Source organism: Listeria marthii, assembly GCF_014227425.1.
Taxonomy (GTDB): Bacteria; Bacillota; Bacilli; order Lactobacillales; family Listeriaceae; genus Listeria; species Listeria marthii.
This window is the reverse complement of sequence record NZ_JAASWB010000002.1, coordinates 385,902-410,660: the sequence shown is the minus strand read 5'-3', so window position 1 is coordinate 410,660 and position 24,759 is coordinate 385,902. Positions and strand designations below refer to the sequence as shown.

General features: G+C 38.6%; 23 protein-coding genes and 1 riboswitch. Of the genes, 14 read left to right on the top strand and 9 right to left on the bottom strand.

Going from position 1 to position 24,759, the window contains the following annotated elements; all coding sequences use genetic code 11:
- Positions 1-114 precede the first annotated feature (114 nt).
- The 3 genes from HCJ55_RS04835 (at position 115) to HCJ55_RS04825 (ending at position 7,012) form a co-directional block, all read left to right on the top strand.
- Positions 115-750, top strand: coding sequence for an FMN-dependent NADH-azoreductase (locus tag HCJ55_RS04835; protein WP_008947188.1), 636 nt, complete (start codon positions 115-117; stop codon positions 748-750).
- A gap of 194 nt (positions 751-944) precedes the next feature.
- Positions 945-2,321 carry an amino acid permease gene (locus tag HCJ55_RS04830; RefSeq protein WP_185502417.1) on the top strand — a complete coding sequence of 459 codons (1,377 nt, stop codon included), beginning with the start codon at positions 945-947 and terminating at the stop codon, positions 2,319-2,321.
- A gap of 263 nt (positions 2,322-2,584) precedes the next feature.
- A complete protein-coding gene (locus tag HCJ55_RS04825) occupies positions 2,585-7,012 on the top strand; it encodes a 2-hydroxyacyl-CoA dehydratase (RefSeq protein WP_185517252.1) in 4,428 nt (1,475 codons plus the stop codon).
- A gap of 52 nt (positions 7,013-7,064) precedes the next feature.
- On the opposite strand, the gene ybaK is transcribed toward HCJ55_RS04825, so the two are convergent.
- Positions 7,065-7,541, bottom strand: a complete 477-nt coding sequence (ybaK, locus tag HCJ55_RS04820) for a Cys-tRNA(Pro) deacylase (RefSeq protein WP_185517250.1) — start codon at positions 7,539-7,541, stop codon at positions 7,065-7,067.
- A 123-nt stretch (positions 7,542-7,664) separates the two neighbouring features.
- On the opposite strand from ybaK, the gene HCJ55_RS04815 reads away from it, so the two are divergent.
- Positions 7,665-8,318, top strand: a complete 654-nt coding sequence (locus tag HCJ55_RS04815; RefSeq protein WP_008947192.1) for a DUF5105 domain-containing protein — start codon at positions 7,665-7,667, stop codon at positions 8,316-8,318.
- Positions 8,319-8,434: 116 nt separating this feature from the next.
- Here HCJ55_RS04815 and HCJ55_RS04810 read toward each other — a convergent pair whose 3' ends face one another.
- From HCJ55_RS04810 to HCJ55_RS04795, 4 genes are all read right to left on the bottom strand, one after another.
- Complete coding sequence (locus HCJ55_RS04810) at positions 8,435-9,136, bottom strand: DUF554 domain-containing protein (protein ID WP_185517248.1); 702 nt, start codon at positions 9,134-9,136, stop codon at positions 8,435-8,437.
- A 115-nt stretch (positions 9,137-9,251) separates the two neighbouring features.
- Positions 9,252-9,893 carry an NAD(P)-dependent oxidoreductase gene (locus HCJ55_RS04805; RefSeq protein ID WP_185517246.1) on the bottom strand — a complete coding sequence of 214 codons (642 nt, stop codon included), beginning with the start codon at positions 9,891-9,893 and terminating at the stop codon, positions 9,252-9,254.
- An 83-nt stretch (positions 9,894-9,976) separates the two neighbouring features.
- The gene (gene rarD, locus HCJ55_RS04800) at positions 9,977-10,897 is read right to left on the bottom strand and encodes an EamA family transporter RarD (protein WP_008947195.1); all 921 of its coding nucleotides are present in this window, start codon (positions 10,895-10,897) and stop codon (positions 9,977-9,979) included.
- 106 nt (positions 10,898-11,003) lie between these two features.
- The gene (locus HCJ55_RS04795; RefSeq protein ID WP_185502422.1) at positions 11,004-11,534 is read right to left on the bottom strand and encodes a YceI family protein; all 531 of its coding nucleotides are present in this window, start codon (positions 11,532-11,534) and stop codon (positions 11,004-11,006) included.
- Between the two features lie 255 nt (positions 11,535-11,789).
- Here HCJ55_RS04795 and HCJ55_RS04790 point away from each other — a divergent pair, with 255 nt between their 5' ends.
- Positions 11,790-12,251 (top strand): MarR family winged helix-turn-helix transcriptional regulator, encoded by a 462-nt coding sequence (locus tag HCJ55_RS04790; RefSeq protein WP_185502657.1) that lies wholly within the window; start codon positions 11,790-11,792, stop codon positions 12,249-12,251.
- A 51-nt stretch (positions 12,252-12,302) separates the two neighbouring features.
- Here the strand turns inward: HCJ55_RS04790 and HCJ55_RS04785 are convergent, their stop codons facing one another.
- Positions 12,303-13,763 carry an amino acid permease gene (locus tag HCJ55_RS04785; RefSeq protein WP_185517244.1) on the bottom strand — a complete coding sequence of 487 codons (1,461 nt, stop codon included), beginning with the start codon at positions 13,761-13,763 and terminating at the stop codon, positions 12,303-12,305.
- Positions 13,764-13,852: 89 nt separating this feature from the next.
- Positions 13,853-14,050: riboswitch (Lysine riboswitch) on the bottom strand.
- Between the two features lie 68 nt (positions 14,051-14,118).
- Positions 14,119-14,880, bottom strand: a complete 762-nt coding sequence (ytvA, locus tag HCJ55_RS04780; RefSeq protein ID WP_008947200.1) for a YtvA family blue-light photoreceptor — start codon at positions 14,878-14,880, stop codon at positions 14,119-14,121.
- Between the two features lie 152 nt (positions 14,881-15,032).
- Between ytvA and HCJ55_RS04775 the strand changes: the two genes are divergently transcribed.
- From HCJ55_RS04775 to HCJ55_RS04765, 3 genes are all read left to right on the top strand, one after another.
- Entirely contained in the window at positions 15,033-15,386 is a 354-nt protein-coding gene (locus HCJ55_RS04775) for an iron-sulfur cluster biosynthesis family protein (RefSeq protein ID WP_185517242.1), read from the top strand.
- Positions 15,387-15,536: 150 nt separating this feature from the next.
- On the top strand, positions 15,537-16,175 hold the full coding sequence (locus tag HCJ55_RS04770) for a GTP pyrophosphokinase (protein WP_008947202.1): 639 nt from the start codon (positions 15,537-15,539) through the stop codon (positions 16,173-16,175).
- A gap of 127 nt (positions 16,176-16,302) precedes the next feature.
- Positions 16,303-18,351, top strand: coding sequence for a Na+/H+ antiporter (locus tag HCJ55_RS04765; RefSeq protein ID WP_185517240.1), 2,049 nt, complete (start codon positions 16,303-16,305; stop codon positions 18,349-18,351).
- A 44-nt stretch (positions 18,352-18,395) separates the two neighbouring features.
- Here the strand turns inward: HCJ55_RS04765 and HCJ55_RS04760 are convergent, their stop codons facing one another.
- Together HCJ55_RS04760 and HCJ55_RS04755 are read right to left on the bottom strand one after the other, a co-directional pair.
- Positions 18,396-18,866, bottom strand: a complete 471-nt coding sequence (locus tag HCJ55_RS04760; RefSeq protein WP_185517238.1) for an isoleucine--tRNA ligase — start codon at positions 18,864-18,866, stop codon at positions 18,396-18,398.
- A 27-nt stretch (positions 18,867-18,893) separates the two neighbouring features.
- On the bottom strand, positions 18,894-19,352 hold the full coding sequence (locus tag HCJ55_RS04755; RefSeq protein WP_185517236.1) for a hypothetical protein: 459 nt from the start codon (positions 19,350-19,352) through the stop codon (positions 18,894-18,896).
- Positions 19,353-19,562: 210 nt separating this feature from the next.
- On the opposite strand from HCJ55_RS04755, the gene HCJ55_RS04750 reads away from it, so the two are divergent.
- The 6 genes from HCJ55_RS04750 (at position 19,563) to HCJ55_RS04725 (ending at position 24,728) form a co-directional block, all read left to right on the top strand.
- Positions 19,563-20,105, top strand: a complete 543-nt coding sequence (locus tag HCJ55_RS04750; protein WP_185517234.1) for a helix-turn-helix domain-containing protein — start codon at positions 19,563-19,565, stop codon at positions 20,103-20,105.
- Between the two features lie 15 nt (positions 20,106-20,120).
- Complete coding sequence (locus HCJ55_RS04745; RefSeq protein WP_077286616.1) at positions 20,121-21,215, top strand: ABC transporter ATP-binding protein; 1,095 nt, start codon at positions 20,121-20,123, stop codon at positions 21,213-21,215.
- On the top strand, positions 21,215-22,024 hold the full coding sequence (locus HCJ55_RS04740; protein ID WP_003726404.1) for an ABC transporter permease: 810 nt from the start codon (positions 21,215-21,217) through the stop codon (positions 22,022-22,024). The genes HCJ55_RS04745 and HCJ55_RS04740 overlap by 1 nt, the downstream gene beginning before the upstream one ends.
- Positions 22,021-22,827, top strand: a complete 807-nt coding sequence (locus HCJ55_RS04735; RefSeq protein ID WP_003721373.1) for an ABC transporter permease — start codon at positions 22,021-22,023, stop codon at positions 22,825-22,827. The genes HCJ55_RS04740 and HCJ55_RS04735 overlap by 4 nt, the downstream gene beginning before the upstream one ends.
- Positions 22,824-23,897: an ABC transporter substrate-binding protein gene (locus HCJ55_RS04730; RefSeq protein WP_185517232.1), complete on the top strand. Its 1,074-nt coding sequence runs from the start codon at positions 22,824-22,826 to the stop codon at positions 23,895-23,897. Before HCJ55_RS04735 ends, HCJ55_RS04730 begins: the two co-directional genes overlap by 4 nt.
- Before the next feature lie 129 nt (positions 23,898-24,026).
- Entirely contained in the window at positions 24,027-24,728 is a 702-nt protein-coding gene (locus tag HCJ55_RS04725; protein ID WP_185517230.1) for a carbonic anhydrase, read from the top strand.
- The last annotated feature ends 31 nt before the right edge of the window (positions 24,729-24,759 follow it).

Below are 24,759 nucleotides of genomic sequence, written 5' to 3'. Positions count from 1 at the left end.
TCTTAGCATGACTAGTGAAAATGTCAATGTTTATTTACTAAAAATCAAATTGACTAGCTACGCGGATAGTACTATTATATAGAAGGAACAAATAAAATCTATGAGGTGTTCATAATGTCAAAAGTACTATTTATTAAAGCGTCACCACTTCCAAATGAAGTATCCAGAAGTTCGCAAGTAGCAGAAACATTTATGGCTGAATATAAAGCGAAAAATCCTTCTGATACAGTAGAAGAATTAGTTTTATATAATACAGAAGTACCGTTGCTTGATCTAGAATTAATGTCGGCTGGAAGAGAATTACAAGCTGGTAAAGCTTTCACTGATTTAGCTCCAGACGTACAAAAAAGATTAAATGCATACAATGCGCTTACAGAACAATTTTTAGCAGCAGACAAATATGTTTTTGTGTTCCCACTTTGGAACCTTGGAATCCCGCCATTATTAAAAGCTTATATTGATACTTTTGTAGTTGCTGGAAAATCTTTCCGTTATACTGAACATGGCCCAGAGGCACTTTTAAAAGATAAAAAAGCGATCTTAATCCACGGTAGCGGTGGTATTTATTCTGCTGGACCAACAAGTTCATTTACTCACGGAGAACCATATTTGCGTACTATTTTACAATTTATCGGTATCAACGTAGTGCCATCGATTTTTGTAGAAGGAATTGATCACAATCCTAGCAAAGAAGCGGAAATCGTTGCAGCTGCTAAAGCGGTAGCGCAGGAAAGTGCTGCAGAATTCTAAAAAAGTTTGTGAAAATTTTATTTCTTGCTAATGATATTAAGGTAGTATTATCAACTGTCTAGACCAATAAAAACATATAAAAAGTTTGCTAATCCCTTTATAAATTGGTAAAGTAGAGAAGTAGATTGATTGATAAAGTGCTGACATAACTCGGCACTTTATTCTTTTTAATTACTCGAAAGGGATGAATTAGGATGGAAGAGCAAAAAGAAGAATTGCAAAGAGGACTGAAAAATAGACACATTCAGTTAATCGCGATTGGCGGAGCAATTGGTACAGGGCTTTTTCTAGGAGCAGGGAAGTCAATTCATTTGGCGGGTCCATCCATCATGTTAGTTTACTTAATTATAGGGGCTATTTTATTCTTTGTTATGAGAGCTTTGGGTGAATTATTAATACATAACCCAACAACAGGATCTTTTACAGAATTTGCAGAGCAGTACATTGGACCGTGGGCTGGCTTTATTACCGGCTGGACATATTGGTTCTGCTGGATTGTGACAGGTATCGCGGAAATTACAGCAGTTGGTATGTACGTGAAATTTTGGGTGCCAGACTTACCACAATGGATTCCAGCACTGGCTTGCGTTTTAATACTTCTTTTGTTTAACTTAGCAACCGTCAAAGCTTTTGGCGAAATTGAATTTTGGTTCGCGATTATTAAAGTAGTTGTCATTATTGCATTAATTGTTATTGGATTTGTACTAGTATTTATTGGTTATAAACATGGAACAAGTACGGCTTCATTTTCTAATTTAGTCGATTACGGCGGCTTTTTCCCGAATGGTATTGCGGGGTTCTTACTCGCTTTCCAAATGGCGACTTTTTCGTTTGTCGGAATTGAACTTGTTGGTGTAACCGCGGGAGAAGCAGATGACCCAGAGCGGACACTTCCAAAAGCAATTAATAATATTCCTATTCGGATTTTAATCTTTTATATTGGGGCATTACTAGTTCTGATGTCGATTTATCCGTGGAGCAATATTGATCCAAATACGAGTCCATTCGTTAGTGTATTTACGATGATTGGGATTCCAGCGGCGGCCGGAATTATTAACTTTGTTGTGTTAACGGCTGCGATGTCTTCCTGTAATAGTGGGATTTTCAGCACGAGCCGGATGCTTTATACTCTTTCAGCAGAAGGAAAAGCACCGAAAAAAATGCATCATTTGAGCTCGAATGGAGTTCCCGCAACAGCGTTAATCACATCAACCGCATGTTTACTTATTGGCGTATTTTTAAATTATATTTTGCCTGAGCAAGTATTTATTCTAGTAACGAGTATTGCGACGATTTGCTTTATCTGGGTTTGGGGCGTTATTTTAGTGGCACATTTACGTTTTCGCCGTAAACATCCAGAAATTGCAGCGAAAAGTAAATTTAAAATGCCATTATCTCCTTTAATGAACTGGGTTAGCTTAATTTTCTTCGGAGGACTACTAGTTATCCTAGGTTTTGCGGCAGATACAAGAATTGCGCTATTCGTTACACCAGTATGGTTCTTGATTTTAGGTATTGCTTATCAGATTTTAAAAGCATCCAACCGAAAGACAAAAATTCGACATAATTAACAACCCGGCAAGTATTCGCTAAACAAAGCAGTTTTAGTGAATACTTGCTTTTTTTTGACTTTAAAAGCGCCGCGAATTTCTTTACAAATGAAAATAATCGTGTAGAATGATAGGTGTTTAGAGCGTTTTGTCGTTTTCACGCATATAGAGTGAGTACTCACTCATTTTTAGAAATAGCTATTTATGTGAAGCGACGTACAATCGACGGATAATATGTGAAATTTGATACATATTAAGTAGTGCGTAACGAAAGGGATGAGAAAATGATTCATGCAGGATTAGATGTAGGATCAACAACAGCAAAAGCCGTAGCACTTAATGACCAGGGGGATATTTTATTTCAAACTTACCGAAGACATTATTCCGACATTAAAAAAGTAACATTAGAAATCATGCAAGACATGCAAAAAAAATGTGGGATGACCGAAATGACGTTCAAAATTACCGGTTCATCAGGTTTAGCAATTTCCAAATTTTTGAATGTGCCATTTGTGCAGGAAGTAATTGCTTGTACGGAAGCGGTCGAACAAGTTATTCCAGAAACGGATGTAGTAATCGAGCTAGGTGGGGAAGATGCGAAGATTATTTATTTCAGTGGCGGGATTGAGCAACGAATGAATAACGCTTGTGCTGGTGGAACGGGTGCGTTTATCGACCAAATCGCCACGCTGCTTCAAACTGATCCAACAGGCTTAAATGAATTGGCGCAAAATGCGAATACAATTTATCCGATTGCTTCTAGATGTGGGGTATTTGCCAAAACGGACGTACAACCATTACTGAATGAAGGGGCTAGAAAAGAAGATATTGCCGCTTCCATTTTCCAAAGTGTGGTTACGCAGACGATTAGTGGACTTGCTTGTGGACGTCCAATCCGTGGGAAAGTAGCATTTCTTGGAGGGCCGCTTACCTTCCTTGATCAATTACGTTATCGTTTTACAGAAACATTGAAGATGAAAGATAGTGATATTATTGCGCCTCAAAATGCGGAATATTTTATTGCACTTGGAACTGCTTTTACGGGACTGAATGATGTGCCGCTAAAAGTAGATGATATGATTCATCGTCTTTCGAATATGGATATGACGACAATGGCGACAGATACCGTAATTTTGCCGGCGCTTTTTGAAAAGAAAGCAGACTTAGACGAATTTCGCGCGCGTCATAATCAAATGAAAGCAAAGCGGGCGAAGTTGGAAGACTATGAAGGCGATGCTTACTTAGGTATTGATGCTGGATCAACTACGACTAAATTAATTTTAATGAGCCAAACCAATGAAATTCTTTACTCGTTTTATTCTAGTAATAATGGGAATCCACTGCAATCTGTTATTGATGCGACGAGTGATTTATATGAAATTTTACCGGAAAAAGTTCGAGTTGCGCAGTCGGGAATCACAGGCTACGGCGAGTCGCTTATTAAAGCCGCACTTAAAATTGATGTTGGCGAAATTGAAACAGTAGCGCATTACCGTGCCGCTCGCGAATTTTTGCCAGATGTTGATTTTATTTTAGACATTGGCGGACAAGATATGAAATGTATGAAGATTAAAAAGGGCGCGCTCGATAGCTTAATGCTGAATGAAGCTTGTTCTGCCGGATGTGGCTCATTCCTCGAAACATTTGCGCAAACACTTAATTTATCGATTGAAGATTTTGCTGCTCGGGCACTTGAGGCGAAAGCTCCAGTTGACCTAGGTTCACGCTGTACCGTTTTCATGAATTCCAAAGTGAAACAAGTGCAAAAAGAAGGCGTGAGCATGGAAGATTTATCTGCGGGTCTTGCTTATTCCGTTGTGAAAAATGCCCTGCAAAAAGTAATTAAACTGCGTAGTCCGAAAGACATCGGTGAAAAAGTTATCGTTCAAGGTGGAACTTTTTACAATGAATCAGTCTTGCGTGCTTTTGAACTGTTAACCGGACGTGAAGTGGTTCGACCAGATATCGCTGGAATGATGGGCGCTTTTGGTGCAGCCTTGATTGCTCGCGAACATTACGAAACTGGCGAAGTAACAGAAATGCTCGTACTGGAAAAATTGCGTGAATTTAGCGCAGAAACTTCTCAGTCGCGCTGTAATCTTTGTAGCAACACGTGTCAACTAACAGTGACGAGATTTGGCGATGACCGGATGTTCGTTAGTGGAAATCGTTGTGAACGCGGCGAACGTGTCGAAACGAAACGCAATTTACTGCCCAACTTATATGCCTATAAGTTAAAACGGACTTTTGATTACAAATCATTGAAAAAATCAGAAGCTACCAGAGGAACAATTGGTATTCCACGTGCGCTAAATGTTTTTGAAAACTATCCGCTATGGCATACGATTTTAACGAACCTAGGTTTCCGCGTCGTTTTATCTTCTAAATCATCTAAAAACTTGTATGATAAAGGGATTGAAACGATTGCATCCGAAGCGGTTTGTTTCCCAGCCAAATTAACACATGGCCATATTATGGATTTAATTAAGAAAAAAGCAGACCGTATTTTCTATCCATCGGTCGTGTATGAAAAACCCGAATTCGGCGAGGCGACCAATAACTTCAACTGCCCAGTCGTGGCCGGTTATCCAGAGGTTATTCGTGTAAATGTCGATGCTTTAGAAGAGAAAAACATCCCAATGATTAGTCCATTTTTAACATTAGATAATGAAAAAGCATTAATCGAACAAATGAGTCTTGCGTTCCCAGAAGTCCCAGCTGCGGATATGGAAAAAGCAGTCCAAGCAGGACTTGAAGAAGCTGAAATTTGCCGTAAAGACATTCAAGCGGAAGGGGAAGCGGCACTTACTTATATTAAGAAAAACAAAATTAAAGGGATTGTTCTTGCGGGACATCCGTATCATATTGACCCAGAAGTAAACCACGGAATTCCTGAGCTTATTACGATGAACGGGATGGCGGTTCTTACCGAAGATTCGATTTCCCATCTTGGTGAACTCGATCATAAACTTCGGGTTGAAAATCAGTGGAAATATCACGCAAGACTATATCGCGCAGCAAGTTTTACCGCTAAAAGTGAAGATTTGGAATTTGTGCAATTAACTTCATTTGGTTGCGGACTGGATGCGATTACAACGGATATGTGCCAAGAAATTATTGAAGGCCATAATAAAGTCTATACGTTGCTCAAAATCGATGAAATCAACAACCTTGGTGCTGCGCGTATCCGCGTGCGTTCCTTAAAAGCAGCCATGGAAGAACGCGAGAAAAACAACGTAAAACCAGGCATAATGGCGAAACCAAAAGAACGTCCATTATTCACAAAAGAAATGAAGAAAACCTATACTATTTTAGCGCCACAGCTAGCTCCGACCCATTTTGAAATGTTAGAAGCGGCTTGTAAGGTTGGCGGTTATAATTTAGAAGTACTTCCTGCCGTAACGCCGCGCGCAGTCGATGAAGGCTTGCGTTACGTTAATAATGATGCTTGTTATCCAGCAATTTTAACAATCGGTCAAATGATGGATGCGCTGAAACATGGCGATTATGACACCGATAATTTAGCGGTATTGATGACGCAAACAGGTGGCGGATGTCGGGCAACCAACTACATTTCAATGCTGAAAAAAGCACTCGGGGAAGCTGGAATGGACCATATCCCGGTTATTTCGCTTAATGCCAATGGCTTAGAAAAACAACCCGGCTTTAAAATGACGCCAAAAGTGCTTGTTCGTTTCCTAGCTGGAATTAGCTTAGGGGACGCACTCGACCGGATGCTTTACCGGACAAGACCATATGAAGTTGAACCAGAAAGCGCCAATAAATTATTCCGCCAGTATCTCGATGCTGGGCGCGCTTTAATGGAAAATTATTCTTTTGGAGCATATAAAAAATTAGCGAACGAAATGGTACGAGCTTTTGATAACTTGCCAATAACCGATGAAGTAAAACCAAGAGTCGGTGTAGTTGGAGAAATTCTCGTCAAATTCCATCCGGGCGCAAATAACAATATTGTTGATGTCATTGAAGAAGAGGGCGGAGAAGCAGTTGTTCCGGACTTAACAGATTTCATTTTATATTGTTGCTATGATGATCACTTTGCAGCCAACACATTTGGTCGTTCCAAAGTAAAATCATTCGCAAAACAAAGTGTTGCGATTCCGCTGATCAACCAATTCCGTAAACCAGTAACAGATGCACTGAAGAAAAGTGAACGCTTTGAAGCACCAGCGAGCATCGAATCCATCGCTGAAAAAGCAAGTCAACTTTTATCACTCGGAAATAAAATGGGTGAAGGTTGGTTCTTAACAGGTGAAATGTTCGAATTACTTGATAGCAACGTGCCAAATATCGCGTGCTTACAACCATTCGCATGTCTGCCAAACCATATTACCGGCCGTGGAATGATTAAAGGACTCAAAAAAATGTACCCAGAAGCCAACATCATGTCAATTGACTACGATGCCGGTTCAAGTTCCGTAAACCAACTAAACCGTATTAAACTAATGCTCTCCATCGCTAGAAAACAACTAGAAACGACAGAAGTTGTGACAGAAAAAGCAACCAATACACGATTCAACCCAAGAGAAAAAATCCTTGGGAAAGCAAAACAAGTAAGAGAAAGCGCACCAGTCGAAATGATTGGCAATAAAGTCAAACAAGCGCGCGAAGCCGATCCAGTTGGGGCTATCGCTCAAAAAGTGAAGCATGTGGCATCAAGTAGTGAACATGTTCAAACAGATAATGACTAAATAAAAAACCGCCCGTATAAAATGGGCGGTTTTTTGTCGCAAATTAACTTCTTTATCCTTCCGTAATCATCGCAAACTCCGCACGAACGACCTTCTTCAAATCAGCTGGCGCAAGTTCGATTTGCAGTCCTCTTTTTCCGGCTGAAATTAGCATAGTATCCAGCGATTCCGCACTACTATCAACAAAAGTTGGAAACAATTTCTTCATGCCAATCGGAGAACATCCACCGCGAATATAACCAGTCAGCTTCTCTAGTGTATCTACCGCAATCAGTTCACATTTTTTATTCCCACTAATCTTTGCTAAATGCTTCAAATGTAAGGTTTTATCAGCCGGAATGCACGCAACAATATTTCCAGTTTTATCCCCAGTTAGGACGAGTGTTTTAAAAATTTGCGCGGGATTATTCCCAGTTTCTAACGCAACATGAAGCGCGTCCAATGCGTCTTCACTCCACGCATATTCACGCAATTCATAATGAACCTTCTGTTTATCTAAAATCCGACACGCATTTGTCTTTTTATTCAAGTCTTTCACCTCGGTTTATTTGAAATTATGTACATATTATGACACTTTTTGTAAAATAGTTGGCATTTTATCTCTCGTTCTGTACAATGAAATGGAATTCAAATAAGAAAGGGAGATTTAATAATGAAAAAAGGGTTATTCAGTCTGGTTCTTGTTCTTGCTATGGCACTCGTTTTAAGTGCATGTGGTGGCCCATCAAGAGTAGAACCGAAAAAAGCAGGGGAAATTACAGTTAATGCCGTAGTTTACAACAAAGATACAGATAAAATAAAAGATGTATACGGTGAAGACGGTTCAAAATTCGAGAAAGAATTTGAAAAGGGCTTTAAAGAAAGCTTTATCAACACATTTGCAGCAAGTTTTTCTAGTGATGTAAATATTGATAAGCAAGTAGATGATTTCTATAAAGCACTTCGCAAACAAGTAAACGAAAAAACTTCATACACTACTAAAGTAACAAATGACGACAAAGAAAGTCCAGAAATTCAATTTGCGGTTAAAGGACTTGATATGAAGGGCGTTCAAGCAGAACTAGTAGAAGAATTAACAAAAGCAGTAACAGCCGATCCATCTATTGCAACAGATGATCAAAAAATGGCTGAAAAAACAATGGAAATCTATACGAAAGCTGTTCAAAATGCAGGCGCAGTATCAGAACCAAAAACAGTTACACTTAAACTAAAAGCAGATCCAAAAGATGATTCTTTATGGCAAATGCAAAACGATGTGGCATTCATGCAAGAATTAACTACAGCATTTTTCATGGCTGGAATGTAAGCTTTTAAATTAGGATGCACCAGCAACTTTCGGGTTGTTGGTGTTTTTTATTTTACAAGGAAATGTTATTCAACTGGAACTAAAAAAACAGAGATTACCGTATCTCTGTTTTCCTTTTAAAAATAATAAATCCCCGTCACAATCAATGCAACAACCACAATCCCTGGAACCAAATTCGCGACCCGGATTTTCGTCAAACCGAGCAGATTCAAACCAATCGCCAAAATCATAATTCCGCCAGTGGCAGTGAGTTCTTCGATTATCAGTGCCATCAAATCGGCGGGAATGAATTGATTAATTTGTGTTGCGAACAGCGCGATAATGCCTTCAAATAAAAATACTGGAATAGCCGAGAGCATAACGCCCCAACCAAGTGTTGTACTAAGAAGCAGGGCGATAAATCCATCCATCACCGATTTCGTATAAAGGACATCATGATTTCCACGAATGCCACTATCAAGCGCACCGATAATACCCATCGCGCCAATTACGAAAATAAGCGTCGCTGTCACAAATCCCTTCGAAACATTACTTTTTCCTTTTGCTCCGACTTTACGCTCAATCCAGTGACCAAGCTGATTCAGATGAAAATCTATATTAAGCCATTCCCCAATAACGGCTCCAAAACAAATACTTAAAATGACAATGAGCGAGTTACTCGTTTTAAATGCCATTTGAATGCCAAGGACGATAACGGATAAACCCATCCCTTTCATGACAGTATCTTTCATACGTTCAGGGATATTATGTAATTTCATGCCAAGAACAGACCCAACCAAAATCCCAAGCCCATTCACTAGCGCACCAAGTAAAACCATTTTTTTCCTCCCTTTTTTAGCATATAGCCCTAGTATACAGGAATTTTCTGCCAATTGGGAGTTTTATTTCGCATAAAAAAGTCGAAGGAAGCGTTTTGCTCCTTCGACTTTAGCGTTATTTTCCAGCTACTGTAAAGCGTTCATTTAAGTGATTTGGTCGTTCGATTTCATCCAAAACAGCAATCGCGTAGTCTTCCATACTAATAAAACTATTGCCCTCGCTATCAAATAAAAGATGATCTCGACCTAATTGATAGTCGCCAGTACGTTCACCCGGCTCAAACATCGCAGAAGGGCTAATATAAGTCCAACTGAGCTCTGCTTTATGTGCTTTTAAATGTTCCAGTTGTTTCGCTTGCGCACTTGCAGTCGGATAATACGGCGCTTCCCGAAGACCTTTTGATTCTAAAAGGGTATTGCCATCTTCGTCAACTTGCAGACTAGCTGCTCCGCCAACGACAAGTAAGCGCGGCGAAACGGTTCCATTTAAAACAGAAATTAAATGATCAAGCGAAGTAACATGTTTTTCTGCTTCTTCTGGACTGACCCCGTAAGCATCGACAATGACATTTTGATCGGCTAAATCTGAAAGTGTTAAATCAAAAATATCTTTTTGTAAAATATTAATATCTTTATGTGTTTGTGTGATTTTCCCGGCGTTTCTAACAATTGCTGTGACTTCGTGACCACGGCTTTTCGCTTCTTCTAAAATTCTCGAACCAGCTCGCCCCGTAGCACCAATGATACCAATTTTCATAAAAAAAGCCCCCTATTCATTTTTATGGAATAGATTCTCGCTTGATAGAAGAATTATTCCCGAAAGAGGGGGCCGGAAAACATTTATTTTTTTGCTGCATTTGCTAGTTGTTTAATTTTGGCTGCGGAATAAATGTGGGAAATCGTGAAGATAATCAGTGCTAGCCAAATGAACATAAAGGCGAATAATTGGATATGATCGAAACTTTCTTTGAATAGTAAGACGCCGAGTGCGAGCATTAACGTTGGTCCGATATATTGCAAAAAGCCGACCATCGTGTAGCTGATTTTCTTCGCGGCTGTGGCAAATAAAAGTAGCGGGATAGCTGTGACGACACCAGCACCGACTAAAATAACATTGGTTTGCGCTGCGTATTGCATTAATCCATTTGTTGCGAAAAAGACCACATAAATGAGCGCGAATGGTGTAATAATCATCGTCTCAAGTGTTAAGCCAGTCCAGACAGAAACGGAAACAACCTTTTTAATCAGCCCGTAAAGCGAGAACGTCACGGCCATACCGATTGCCGCCCAAGGAACGGAACCAAGATGCCAAGTAAGAATCAAGACACCGATAGTTGCAGAAATAACGGCGATAATTTCCCCACGACTTAATCGCTCTTTTAAAATAACCGTTGCTAGAAGTACGTTTACAAGTGGATTTATGTAGTAACCAAGACTTGCTTCCGTTACATGACCACTATTCACCGTGTAAATGAATAAATACCAGTTTGCTGTAACTAAAAAAGCCGCCGCGATAATGGCGATAAGCGTTTTTGGTTTAAGCAACACATCTTTTGTTTCTTGAAAAACCATCGAGGCTTTTCGCAAACAAACGATCAAAAATAGCATAAAAATAAAAGACCAAATAATTCTATAGGCCAAAATCTCCATTGGTGGAACATTTGTAACTAGCTTCCAGTAAATTGGAAGAACGCCCCAACATACGTAAGCGAGAGCTCCAGCGATGATTCCGCCTAGCTGTCCATTTTGTTTATTTTCCATAGCGATGTTAGCCCCCTTTTTAAACAATAGAACTATTTTAGCTTAAAAGGGCGAATAAAGCTACAAAAAAAACTACGAATAGCTAGCCTATTCGTAGTTTTTTTTATTATTTGCTTGCTTCGATTTGGATGTTTAATTTTACTTCGTCACCGATAAGTACGCCACCAGTTTCTAACGCAGCATTGTAATTAAGGCCAAAGTCTTTGCGGTTGAATTTACCTTTTGCTTCAAAGCCAGCTACCATGTTACCAGTGTTTGGATCTTTTCCAGTTCCTTCGTAGCTTACTTCTAGTGTAAGAGGTTTAGTTACGTCGCGAATAGTTAAGTCACCAGTCACTACGTATTCATCATCACCATCAGCAGTGATTTTTGTTGCAGTGAAAGTAACGTTTGGATATTTTTCTACATTAAAGAAGTCTTCGCTTTTCAAGTGACCATCACGTTGAGCTTGGCGAGTGTCAACAGAAGCAGCTGCAACGGAGAAGTTTAATTTTGCCGATGTTAAATCTTCTGGATCCATTTCGATGTCTGCTGTGAAATCGCTAAATGCACCTTTTACTTTTGATACCATCATGTGCTTTACTTGAAATTCGATTGAACTATGCGCTGGGTCTACGTTCCATTTTTCTACTGTCATTGTTTCATTCCTCCAAATATGTTTTTTTATAAAAGCATTCTCTTATAATCTAGCCTAAATCAATTAAGCTTAAACCTTTGAAAAAATACTTTTACGCCTTAGAAAAGCAATTGCTTAACTGTTTATGAATAAACTATATCACACTTACTTTTAATAAGCAACTATTAAAACGTAATGCAAATATATTTTTTTCGTAAATATGATTGAGTTTTTCTGCCAAAGTGCGTAGAATAGGTTAAAAGAGGAGGTTGGATGATGGTAGGAATTAATACAGATACAGAAAATATTAGTGAACTATTAAAGACGTATTGGTCGATTCAACGGATTTCAGCGGGATATGCCGATCAAAACGCGGCGAGTTTAGGACTAACCATTCAGCAACTTGCGATGATAAATGTGATTTACAGCACACCAGGAATTTCGGTGGCAGATCTAACGAAACGATTAATCATCACGGGAAGCTCTGCAGCAGCGAATGTGGACGGGTTAATTAGCCTAGGTTTAGTGGTAAAATTAAATAAAACAATTCCAAGTGACAGCATGGATTTAAAATTGAAGCTCTCAAAAAAAGGAGAAGACTTATCAAAACGCTCCACTGCAAACGCTTTTATGTACAAAGCAATGATGAAAGTGTTTGAAAATCTTTCCGAAAATGAAATAGAAGACTTAATTCGCCTTAATAAAAAAGTAGAAACCTTGCTGAAAAAGAGCAAATAAAAACATCTCCTGTATCATTCAAGTAAAAATGAATGAACAAGAGATGTTTTTTTATTTTTGATCAAATTTGCAGTCTTCCAGTGGAATGACTTTTGTTTTATTGGTAAATTTATACGATAACCAGAAAACGAGGAAAATAGGGAGGCCGATATAAGAAATACCGATTTTTTGCCACCAAGCCACATTGGTAAATTCTGGTTTTAAAAACGCCGCGTAATCCTGACCAACAATAACTAAAATACATAAAATCAGCGCTAAAATTGGACCGAATGGGAAGAATTTCGCTTTATATTTTAGTTCGTTTAGGTCATGACCTTGTTTAACAAAAGCTTTTCGGAACCGGTAATGACTGACCGCGATTCCAACCCAAGCGATAAATCCAGTTAAACCGGACGCTGATAGCAACCACGTATAAATCACAGTACCATTTTCAGTGAGCGTTGTAATGAACGTCATCGCGCCAACAATCGTAGTGACGATTAAAGCCGCCATCGGAATACCACGACGGTTTACTTTTCCTAAGAAACGAGGTGCTTTTTTATCACGAGCCATTGCCCAAAGCATCCTTGTTGAAGCGTAAAGACCTGAGTTACCAGCGGATAGCACAGAAGTTAGAATAACCGCGTTCATCACCGAAGCCGCGAACGCAAGGCCAGCTTTTTCAAAAACGAGCGTAAATGGACTAATTGCCACATCCGTCGCCTCAGCACTAAGTAAATTAGGATTAGTATAAGGAATAATCATCCCGATAATGAAAATCGCGAAAATGTAAAATAACAAAATCCGCCAGAAAACTTGTTTAATCGCTTTTGGCACGCTAGTTTCTGGAGTAGCACTTTCACCAGCCGCAATCCCAACCATTTCCGTCCCTTGGAAAGAAAATCCGGCAATCAAGAACGTACCTAATATCGCGAAAAATCCACCTTTGAATGGGGCATCGCCAGCAGTAAAGTTAGAAAAACCGATGGCTTCGCCGCCAAGAATTCCGACAATCGTTAGCACACCGACGATAAGGAAAATAATGACAGTAGCTACTTTAATAATCGAGAACCAATATTCCGATTCCCCGTAAGCTTTTACCGATAGTGCATTTAAACCGAAAATCAAAATTAAGAAAATCGCGCTCCATAACCAAGCAGGGGTGTTCGGTAACCAAAATTGAACAATAATCGCCGCTGTGGAAATATCGACCGCCAGCGTAATCGCCCAGTTAAACCAATAATTCCACCCAAGTGCAAAACCGAAAGCCGGGTCAACAAACCGACTAGCATACGTACTAAACGAACCGGAAACCGGCATATACGTAGCCATTTCTCCCAAACTCGTCATTAAAAAGTACACCATAATTCCGATTGCGATATAAGCAACTAATGCTCCACCAGGTCCGGCGGTATGAATCGCATTTCCACTTGCTAAAAATAATCCTGTTCCAATCGAACCACCAATGGCTATCATGGAGAGATGCCTTGTTTTTAAGTCACGACGTATTTCGCCGTGTGTTTCTTTTTTCACTATTAATCTCCCTTTCTTTTATCAGAGGAAGTGCGCAAAAACAGCCAATCTGCAAGAAATTGGCTGTTACGTATTTTACCAACATCATTTTGTCAGATAGCACACCTATAAGAAATTTCGACAAATTCTTATAGCAGTCCAGCCCCTTTAGGAAACTGTCCCAACAACTATTTCTAAACAAAGAGAAAATAGTCACTTCGGCGATCAACCTGTTCATTTTTTGTCAGTGGCGTCTTTGTTTCGCCTCGAAAAAATTACTAGTGTGTCTCGCAACCTCTACCTCACCATTTGGATGAGGGTTTATATTTGATTATTTACCCATAATAACGGAAAATGGGCTATTTTGCAATACGTTTTAGTAAAATTGTAGTGCTTCTTTGATAGTGCTGTAAGTAGTTAGGCTGGCTAGACTTTCTTCGTAGCGAATTAAAGTCATCGCGAATTTGGGCGAAATACCGGTGATAATGAGTTCGACACCAGTTAATTTCATAAAGCCATGGAATTTCACGAGGTTCATCACGGCGTCTTCGTTAAATTCAGCTAGGCCAGAAAGATCCATAATTAAATAGTCTTCCTTACCATGATCCATATATTCGCTTACATATTCCGACATATGCTGAAAACGGTCATGTGTTAAAGAACCAATTAGTGGCAGTACACAAATATTTTCTTTAATCGGGACAATCGGTGTGGAGAGTTTCTCGATTTCACGTAACGATTTTTCGAGTTCCAGCTGATAATCATGTTCGTTCGTCACGTCTTTTTGAATACCAACAAAATACAAATGTTCATTATCATCGTAAATCGGTTCAATCGTAAGCTCATTCATAAAAGAAGTGCCATCTTTTCGGTAATTTTTTAGTAAAACATTCGCAGTGGATTTTTGGTCTATGGCTTGACGGATTTTTGCAACCTCTTCTTTGTCAGTATCATCTCCTTGCAAAAAGTGACAATTGGAGCCAATAGCTTCTTCTTTCGCATAACCAGTAATATTTTCAAACCCGTTGTTCACAAAAATGATGGGATTATCTTTTTGCTCAGGATCTGTAATAATTACTCCTACGCTAGACAAATTTAATGCTTTTAAAATAACATCGAATTTTGGATAAGCGGTCATCTGCGTGTTTCTCCCCCTTTGTACATACAAACCTATCATACCACGCAAATGAGTGAAAACCAAAATGCCAACTTGTGAAATTTATCGTGTGTGAGCAGAGGATGGGAAATCGCGCCAGGCTAGGTGTATAATAGAGTTAGAGGTGATTAGTTATGTATATAACATTTACAGAGAACGCCAAGAATCGGCTTGATGCACTACGATCGAATTTAGAAGGGCAGTTGCATTTGTATTATGATACGGAAGGCTGTTCTTGTGAAAATAGTGGTATTTTTACACTTCGATTAGTAGAAGAGAAAACCGCCGAAGACGACGAAATTGAATCCAACATTGGCCCAGTGCTTATTAAACGTTGGACGGAAATTTTTTTAGAAGAAGCGTTGATTATTGATTATGATGACACGCAAAAAACACTGATTTTAAAAAGTGATGGCCAGTATTATAACTGCAATCTGTTGCTTGTAACGGATAAAGATGAGGTCATTAGTTGCCCAGTAACTTTATAATAGAAGAGAAGCCTAGAGTAAATTTTTATTCTAGGCTTTTTTATGAAAATTTCATGAGAATGTGGTGAAACTTTAGACATATAGTTACACTGACCTCGGTTTTGTAGTAACATGGAATAGGAAGTTTATACATATGGAAGGAGTGTCATCATGGAACAACCCTCAGTTGATGAACTGAAAAACTGGCGAAATGTTATGCTACTTCACCGTTTTGCGCTAGAAGAAGTGAACACGAAACTTAAAATATTGAATGAAGAATTTCAATTTATTCATGATTATAATCCAATGGAACATTTGAAATCGCGAGTGAAATCACTGGAAAGTATCGGAGCAAAATTAGAAAAGAAGCAGGTTGATATTACACCGGAAAACGCGCTCAAATATGTACATGATATTGCGGGTATTCGGATTACTTGTTCCTTTGTATCAGATATTTTTAGAATTCACGAGATGCTTGCTGGACAAAGTGATATTACGATTAAACGAGTGAAGGATTATGTAACCAATCCGAAACCGAATGGCTATCGGAGCTTGCATTTACTTTGCGAAGTACCTGTTTTCCTGACAAATCGTTCAGAGAAAATGACGGTGGAAATTCAAATTCGGACAGTTGCGATGGATTTTTGGGCGAGCTTGGAGCATAAAATTTACTACAAATATCAGCAGGAAGCGCCTGAGGAACTCGTCAATGAATTGCAAGACGCCGCACGAATTATTACGCATTTAGATGAAAAAATGAAAAACTTAAATGATCAAATTGATAAGTACAAAAAAGAGAAAGAAAAGTAACTTCATAATTAGCTTTATTTCTTTGCGAATGGGATGGATGCAAAGAAATAAAGCTGTTTTATATTTGCGGGATAATCTATTTTGCTTCATAATAATATAGAAGAAAAAGGAGAGGGGACGATACATATTGGAGATATTTTTATATGTTTTAGCATTACTAGTTGCAATTTTTATTTCTAATTTATTAAACCGATTTGTGCCTTTTGTATCCGTACCACTGATTCAAATCGGCCTAGGTGTGATTATCGCGATTATGCCGATTACTTTTGATTTAAAACTCAATCCGGAACTTTTTCTTGTGATGTTTATTGCGCCTTTATTATTTAATGACGGAAGACAGACGGATAAAGCAGCACTTTGGGGAATGCGAATGCCGATTTTGGTCCTTGCGCTTGGCCTTGTGTTTGCAACGGTTGTGGTGATTGGTTATTTTGTTCATTGGATGATTCCGACAATTCCACTTGCGGCGGCGTTTGCTCTTGCAGCAGCTCTTGCGCCAACTGATGCAGTAGCAGTAAGCTCACTTTCCGGACGAATAAATTTGCCAAAACGGATTATGAATTTGCTTGAAGGAGAAGCGCTTATTAATGATGCTTCTGGCTTAGTTGCGTTCCAATTTGCGATAGCGGCGATGGTTACTGGTGTTTTCAGTTTAATGGACGCGAGCATTAGCTTTTTTGTGATTGCAATCGGCGGTATTTTAGTTGGGTTAGCACTAAGTTGGTTGAAATTCAGACTGTTAAAATGGGTTCGAGGCCTGGGAATGGAAGACGTTACGTTCCATATGTTAATCCAAATTTTGACGCCTTTTATTATTTATTTAGTTGCAGAGGAATTTCATGTTTCAGGCATTTTAGCGGTAGTTGCGGCTGGAATTATGCACTCAATGGAACAAAAGAAAATGGATCCGCAATTGGTAAAATTAAATGTCGTTTCGCAAAGTACTTGGTCAGTAATCATTTTCGTTTTAAATGGGTTAGTATTTTTACTGCTAGGTACGCAGCTTCCTGCAATTACAGAAGTTGTATGGAACGATTCCGGTAGCAGCAATTTACAAGTAATGGCGTATATTTTATCGATAACGGCTGCGCTGATTATACTGCGTTTTATCTGGGTGTATATCTCGTGGAGCATCGGGGCGAAACAGCGACAGAAGCAAAATAAAAAGACACAATTTCCGAAGATTAGGCCAGTAATTTTAACATCACTTTCTGGTGTTCGAGGAGCAGTTACGCTTGCCAGTGCGCTCGCGATTCCGTTTTTCTTAGATGACGGTTCACTGTTTCCGCAACGCTCACTGATTATTTTTATTGCATCTGGTGTTATTCTTTGTACGCTAGTCATTGCGACATTCATTTTACCGTTACTTGCCAAAAGTGAAGAAGTGACAACCGAGGATGAACGAGCGGAAATAGCGACACGAATTCGGATTCTTAGAAATGTTATTCGTGAATTAAAAGAACAAACATTGCCAGAAACGAAAGCAGCAACAGATGAAGTGATTGAAGACTACCGAAGACGGATTTATGACTTGCAGCAAAATAGTCAATCCAATCGGGGGATGGACGAAAGAGAGCGCGCTAAACGGTTAGAAATTATCCAGTGGGAACGCGAAAATACGCAAAAAATGACCGATGAAGGACTCATTGTTGCAACGGATAGCTACCGGTACCAGCATTATCTTAATATGATGGAACAAGCGATTAAACAACGATTCCGAACAAAAATTAAAACCGCATGGATGTTTCTTTATCGTCTAGGCATGCTTGTCATTCACCCGAAAAAATGGGGCAAAATAACCCATAAAGTGAAAAAAGGTATTTCTAAAGATAGCGAACGTTTCCAAGCGATTCGTAAATTAAGAGAAGAAAATGAAATACTGATTATTTCTAAACTCAAAGAACAATTAACAGATGAAAATGCCGATATTATTGGGCCACTAATTACCGAACATACGATGTTTTTAGAACGTGTTAGAAAAGAACATAGTCCACGAGGCAAACGCGCGAAATTCGAACAAAAGAAACGCGAAGTCCAAGTAGTGGCTTTCCAATTAGAACGCGATATTATTCAAAATATGTTTGAAAAAGGCGGAATTTCCAGAGACTTAGCCCGGGAACTACGCCAAAATTTAAATATGATAGAAACGTATTTATATGATGATTTTATAGAGTAACAGAAAATCCCTAAGAACCATGCATCGTTCTTAGGGATTTTTATTTAGGATGAAATTTTTTTCAAATCTTCAGCAAGGTTTTCTATTTCTAAATGGAAATTTTTTCTGCCATTATTTAAAACGATAGCCGCATTACGAAGCTTAATTTTTTGCTCTTGACCAGTTTCTAAGTTGAGAATGCTTATTGTGTAATAGGGCAGAAATGAAATCGTCCGACCGTGCAATTTCGTATCACATTCCAGCATATATTGGCTAAAAGGATATTTTTTATCCACAAATCCTCTTTTATAAAATAGCGAGCGATTATTAATAGAAACAGTCCCATTGAAATAAGTACTGCTGACACAGATAATATATAGACTAAAGACAACATAGATACCGATAAATGGCCAAATACGCAACGACTCAAAAGTAGCAAGAATGTAAAATCCAATGCCAATAATAGCCAAGCCAACAATGAATGTAAAAAATGTTTTGATATTCATATTATATTTGAAGAAAGGATAGTTTTTCATATTTGTGTACCACCTAAGATGTTTTAGTTAAGATTGATAGTGCTCGAGTTGATTACGTAGTTCTTCCATTTTTTCTTGCAAATGCTTTTCACCATCATTATATTTACGCGCGGCATTATAGACTCGAATAAGTTTTTCCGCACGAGTGTCTCTACTTATGATAACGATTCGATAGTAGGGTAATGCTCTCGATGCGCCTTTAAAGCGAATTAGTTTTGCATCGCATTCGATAATATATTCGCTATAGGGGTACGGTTTTTCTTTATAATAGAACGCTTCTTCACTAACAGAAATGTCACCAGGAAAAAATCGTTTGAGAAAGAAAACTGTGGTGGTGGCGAATGCGAAAAGAAAAGCAAAAAATTCCCAGCGCATATGCAGCGTAATTGCGAGAACCAAGAAAGTAATCAAAGCACAGATAAACATAACGATTAAGATGACTGTAGATAGATTGAGATTATTTTTCGAAAAGCAATATTTTTTCATGAATGTTTGTCCGCCTACGTTGATTTTATAACAAAATTCTAGCACTAAAATCAAACCATGTCTATCGTAGAAAAAATCGAAAAAACTATTGTTCATATGGCAGCTTTGTTGTATAATGTAGCTTGCTGTAAGTAAACTTTGTGTTTAATATTAGTAAACTTCTGTGACTTGAGGTTTACTATCACTAAACTTGAAAGAAAGGACATCGACATGGAAATTGGCAAACGCATAAAAAATCTGAGGCTCAGTAAGAATTTGACGCAAGAAGAATTAGGCGAACGGACGGATTTGACGAAAGGATATATTTCTCAGCTAGAACGAGATTTAAGTTCTCCTTCTATTGAAACGTTATTTGCTATTTTGGAAGTGTTAGGTTCCACTCCGAAAGATTTTTTTGATGAAGAAGAACATAATCAAAAAGTAATTTACGGAGAACTAGAGCATACTTTCTTTGAAGATGAAGAAAAAGGATACAGAATTAAGTGGCTCGTTCCAGAATCGAACGAAAAAGAAATGGAGCCAGTGCTGCTTGAAATAGAGGCAAACAGTTGTTTTAAAAGCTTCGAGCCATCACTTTCAGAAACTTTTGCCTATGTGCTAAAAGGGGAAGTGACCGTGATACTTGGTCGAAATGAGTATCTAGCCAAAAAAGGAGAAGCTATTTATTTTCACGCCGCAGATGAGCACCAAATTATTAATCGATCAAATGAACAAGCAACACTCATCTTAGTAGCGACAGATTCATATTTATAAGGGAGGTAAATGATTGTGACAGAAACAATTATTCGTTTTGAAAATGTAACAAAACAATTTGATAATGATCCACCAGTGCTTGACAATGTCAGCTTTGAAATAGAAAAAGGGAAATTTTATACTTTGCTCGGCCCATCTGGTTGCGGTAAAACAACTATTTTACGCTTAATCGCCGGTTTTTTAGAAGCTTCAGAAGGACAAATTTTCCTTGGTGAAAAAGTAATTAACCAAATTCCAGCCAACAAACGGCCGGTAAATACCGTTTTCCAAGATTATGCTTTATTTCCGCATTTAAACGTGTACGAAAATGTTGCTTTTGGACTTCGTATTAAAAAGTTGAAAAAAGAAGCAATTGACGAAAAAGTAAAAGAAGCTTTGCGCTTTGTTAACTTAAAAGGCTACGAAAAAAGAGAAATTAGCGAAATGTCTGGCGGACAAAGACAACGTGTCGCAATCGCGCGAGCAATCGTCAATGAACCAGAAGTTATTTTGCTTGATGAGCCACTATCAGCACTTGATTTAAAACTACGCACAGAAATGCAATATGAACTACGCGACTTGCAAAAACGTCTTGGAATTACATTTATCTTTGTAACGCATGACCAAGAAGAAGCACTTGCAATGAGCGATGAAATTTTTGTACTCAATAAAGGTGAAATTCAACAAAGTGGGACACCGATTGATATTTACGACGAGCCAATTAATAAATTTGTCGCAGATTTTATCGGCGAATCCAACATTGTTAATGGCAAAATGATTCAAGATTTCGAAGTGGAATTTGTGGAAAGACGTTTTGAATGTGTCGACCAAGGTTTCCGTCCAAATGAAGTCGTGGAAGTAGTTATCCGTCCAGAAGATTTAGAGATTACTTCAGCTGAAAAAGGCCAACTGCAAGTAACGGTTGATTGGATGCTGTTCCGCGGTGTGCATTATGAAGTAGGGTGTATCGATATTGATGGAAATGAATGGCTTGTTCACACAACGAGAAAAGTTCGTGTGGGTGATAAGATTGGCTTAGCGTTTGAACCAGAGGCAATTCATGTTATGCGTCTCGGGGAAACGGAGGAAGAATTCGATAAGCGGCTTGATAGCTACGATGAGGTGCAGTAATGAATAGACGCACCCGTACAGTTTATCTTGTTCCTTATGTTCTTTGGATTTTACTTTTTGTTGTTGCACCGATTTTATTGATTGTGTATTATTCGTTTTTTGATGTTGACGGCAATTTTACTGTAGATAATTATATTCACTTTTTCACCCCTGTCTATTTAAAAATGACGGCGAGTTCGTTCTGGTATGCGTTTTTAATTACGGTTTTCACACTGCTGATTTCGTACCCAACGGCTTACTTGTTAACGAAACTAAAGCATAAACAACTTTGGCTATTGCTGATTATTTTGCCGACTTGGATAAATTTGTTGCTTAAAGCGTATGCCTTTATTGGGATTTTTGGCACATACGGGGCGGCGAATCAGTTTTTAGAAATTATCGGAATTGGTTCGAAACAGATTTTATTTACCGATTTTAGTTTCTTATTTGTATCGACTTATATTTTTATTCCGTTTATGATTTTACCGATTTTTAATGCGATTGAGGAAATTAATCCAACGTTGATTCAAGCATCGCGCGACTTAGGTGCATCAAGTTTGACGACGTTTAGACGAGTAATTTTTCCACTCACTGCTGACGGCGTAAAATCAGGGTGTCAGGCTGTTTTTATTCCAGCGTTATCACTCTTTATGATTACTCGATTGATTGCGGGAAACCGTGTGATTACGCTCGGAACAGCGATTGAAGAACATTTCCTTGTCACGCAAGACTGGGGAATGGGCTCGACGATTGGCGTATTTTTAATTATCGCGATGATTTTAATAATGTTCCTAACAGGTTCGAAAAAGAAAAGAGGTGCGCGTAAATGAAGAAAAGTAAATGGGGTACAATTTATTTAGTGCTTGTTTTTGTGATTTTATATGCGCCGATTTTCTATTTGATTTTTTACTCGTTTAATAAAGGCGGCACGATGCATAACTTTAGCGGCTTCACGCTTGGATATTATAAGGAAGTTTTCCAAGATACGCGTTTACTGATTATCGTGCTAAATACGTTTGTGATTGCGCTACTTTCTTCTGTGATTGCGACTATTATTGGGGTTTGCGGGGCGTTGGCGATTAAATTTATGCCAAAACCATTCGCGAAAAACTCGCTTTTAAGTTTGAATAATGTGTTGATTGTTAGTCCGGATGTTATTATCGGTGCTAGTTTCTTGATTTTCTTCACGATTTTAGGTGTGAAATTAGGCTTTATCTCCGTACTTGTTTCGCATATTGCCTTTAGTATTCCGATTGTCGTGTTGATGATTTTGCCGAAGTTGCAAGAAATGAGCCCGACGTTAATGGATGCGGCACGCGATTTAGGTGCGAGCCAGTGGCAAGTTCTTTCAAAAGTGATTCTGCCGTATATTATGCCAGGCGTTCTAGCTGGATTTTTCATGGCGTTGACATACTCGCTAGATGATTTTGCGGTCACTTTCTTTGTAACAGGAAATGGTTTCTCGACTTTAGCCGTAGAAATTTATTCCCGTGCAAGACAAGGGATTTCGCTTTCTATCAATGCTTTATCGACACTAATTTTCCTATTCACGATTATTCTCGTGATCGGTTATTACTTTATTAACCAACGCAATACAAGTAAAAATATTCGGACGGGGGCGACGAAAGAATGAAGCAACTGCTGAAAATTTTTGTACCAGTAATTGTTGTCGCGCTCCTAATGATGCTACTTGCAACGACGATGAACCGTTCGGAGGGCTACGCTGGGAGTAATACGCTGACGATTTATAACTGGGGCGATTACATTGATCCATCGCTCATCACTAAATTTGAAGAAGAAACAGGTATCAAAGTCATTTACCAAACATTTGACTCTAATGAAGCGATGATGACAAAAATTGAACAAGGTGGAACGACCTTTGATATTGCGGTGCCAAGTGATTACGCGATCAGTAAAATGAAAGAAGAAAATTTACTAATTCCGCTTGATCATTCCAAACTACCAAATGAAAAATACCTTGATCCGCGTTTTATGGATTTGTCGTTTGATGATAATAATAAATATTCGATGCCGTATTTCTGGGGAACACTTGGAATTATTTATAATAAAGAAATGTTCCCGGATAAGAATTTCGATACGTGGAATGCATTATTTGATCCTGAGTTGAAGAACCAAATCTTGCTGATTGACGGGGCTCGTGAGGTGATGGGGCTTGGGCTGAATAGTCTAGGTTACTCGTTGAATGATACGAATAAAGCCCACTTACAAGCTGCCAGAGATAAACTAGAAACGATGACGCCGAATGTTAAAGCGATTGTTGGTGATGAGATTAAACTTCTTATGGCGGACAATGAAGCGGGAGTCGCGGTTACTTTCTCCGGAGAAGCAGCGGAAATGCTAAGCGAAAATGAAGATTTAGAATACGTTATTCCAAAAGACGGTTCCAATTTATGGTTCGATAACATGGTCATTCCTAAAACGGCGAAAAACGTCGATGGCGCGCATAAATTTATTAACTTCATGCTAAAACCAGAAAATGCCGCAATTAACGCCGAATATGTCGGCTACGCAACACCAAATGCAAAAGCGGTTAAATTGTTACCAAAAGAAATTTCCAGTGACGAACGTTTTTATCCGGATATGGACGAACTGAATAATTTAGAAGTATATGATAACCTTGGTAAACGAATGCTGTCGTATTATAATGAATTATTTTTGGAGTTTAAGATGTACCGGAAATAAAGCCACCAGTATCTTCACGCAAGTTCACACCCAAGTCAAAACACGAACATTAAGCAAATTACTTGTGGAATAGATCAGCTATCCGCTAAAATAATGTTACGCAATTTTTTTCGAAAAGGAGAAATGGTTATGACAAAGGAGAAAGTGTTATGGGGTTACGATGAAAAGACTGGACCAGAAATGTGGGGGCATATCTGTTCTGACTTTGAAATCGCACATACTGGAAAGGCTCAATCGCCAGTAAATGTTGAACAAGCTGACGTTGTAAAATTAAAACCATCAACAATGAAATTTTACTATAAAGAAACAGACTATACGATTAGAAGAATTGAGCAATCGGTACATGTTTTTCCGCATGATAAAGAACAAGGGTTACGCTTTAACGGCGAGTATTATCCGCTTGTATCGTTTCATGCGCATATTCCGGCAGAGCATTTGCTTGACGGTTATATGTATCCAATTGAATGGCATTTTGTACACGAAAAACCAGACGGCACAACGCTTGTAATGAGTGCTTGGATGGATATTGATAATACAAATAATGTCGAATTCAAAAATTTACCAACCTATTTCCCAGAAGTGTTTGCTGATTTTGAAACAGAACGGGAAATTACTTTAGATGTGAATGAATTTATGCCAGAAGAGCGTGTTTTCTATACGTACCAAGGTTCACGGACAACACCACCAACCGTGGAAGGCGTAACTTGGATTGTTTTAAAAAATGCGAAGACGCTTGGCCAAGAAGATTTCACTGAATTTGAAAAAGCAATTGGCAATACAAGTCGACCAGTGCAAGATTTGAATGGTCGTGAAATTACTTTTTACAATTAAAAAACTAGAAAGCCTCGCTCGAATCTTGTAT

What these genes read in the sequence shown, in the direction of transcription:
- HCJ55_RS04835 (WP_008947188.1), top strand. Translation starts at nt 115, where the DNA reads ATGTCAAAAGTACTATTTATTAAAGCGTCACCACTTCCAAATGAAGTA.
- HCJ55_RS04830 (WP_185502417.1), top strand. Translation starts at nt 945, where the DNA reads ATGGAAGAGCAAAAAGAAGAATTGCAAAGAGGACTGAAAAATAGACAC.
- HCJ55_RS04825 (WP_185517252.1), top strand. Translation starts at nt 2,585, where the DNA reads ATGATTCATGCAGGATTAGATGTAGGATCAACAACAGCAAAAGCCGTA.
- HCJ55_RS04815 (WP_008947192.1), top strand. Translation starts at nt 7,665, where the DNA reads ATGAAAAAAGGGTTATTCAGTCTGGTTCTTGTTCTTGCTATGGCACTC.
- HCJ55_RS04810 (WP_185517248.1), bottom strand. Translation starts at nt 9,136, where the DNA reads ATGGTTTTACTTGGTGCGCTAGTGAATGGGCTTGGGATTTTGGTTGGG.
- HCJ55_RS04805 (WP_185517246.1), bottom strand. Translation starts at nt 9,893, where the DNA reads ATGAAAATTGGTATCATTGGTGCTACGGGGCGAGCTGGTTCGAGAATT.
- rarD (WP_008947195.1), bottom strand. Translation starts at nt 10,897, where the DNA reads ATGGAAAATAAACAAAATGGACAGCTAGGCGGAATCATCGCTGGAGCT.
- HCJ55_RS04795 (WP_185502422.1), bottom strand. Translation starts at nt 11,534, where the DNA reads ATGACAGTAGAAAAATGGAACGTAGACCCAGCGCATAGTTCAATCGAA.
- HCJ55_RS04790 (WP_185502657.1), top strand. Translation starts at nt 11,790, where the DNA reads ATGGTAGGAATTAATACAGATACAGAAAATATTAGTGAACTATTAAAG.
- ytvA (WP_008947200.1), bottom strand. Translation starts at nt 14,880, where the DNA reads ATGACCGCTTATCCAAAATTCGATGTTATTTTAAAAGCATTAAATTTG.
- HCJ55_RS04775 (WP_185517242.1), top strand. Translation starts at nt 15,033, where the DNA reads ATGTATATAACATTTACAGAGAACGCCAAGAATCGGCTTGATGCACTA.
- HCJ55_RS04770 (WP_008947202.1), top strand. Translation starts at nt 15,537, where the DNA reads ATGGAACAACCCTCAGTTGATGAACTGAAAAACTGGCGAAATGTTATG.
- HCJ55_RS04760 (WP_185517238.1), bottom strand. Translation starts at nt 18,866, where the DNA reads ATGAAAAACTATCCTTTCTTCAAATATAATATGAATATCAAAACATTT.
- HCJ55_RS04755 (WP_185517236.1), bottom strand. Translation starts at nt 19,352, where the DNA reads ATGAAAAAATATTGCTTTTCGAAAAATAATCTCAATCTATCTACAGTC.
- HCJ55_RS04750 (WP_185517234.1), top strand. Translation starts at nt 19,563, where the DNA reads ATGGAAATTGGCAAACGCATAAAAAATCTGAGGCTCAGTAAGAATTTG.
- HCJ55_RS04740 (WP_003726404.1), top strand. Translation starts at nt 21,215, where the DNA reads ATGAATAGACGCACCCGTACAGTTTATCTTGTTCCTTATGTTCTTTGG.
- HCJ55_RS04735 (WP_003721373.1), top strand. Translation starts at nt 22,021, where the DNA reads ATGAAGAAAAGTAAATGGGGTACAATTTATTTAGTGCTTGTTTTTGTG.
- HCJ55_RS04730 (WP_185517232.1), top strand. Translation starts at nt 22,824, where the DNA reads ATGAAGCAACTGCTGAAAATTTTTGTACCAGTAATTGTTGTCGCGCTC.
- HCJ55_RS04725 (WP_185517230.1), top strand. Translation starts at nt 24,027, where the DNA reads ATGACAAAGGAGAAAGTGTTATGGGGTTACGATGAAAAGACTGGACCA.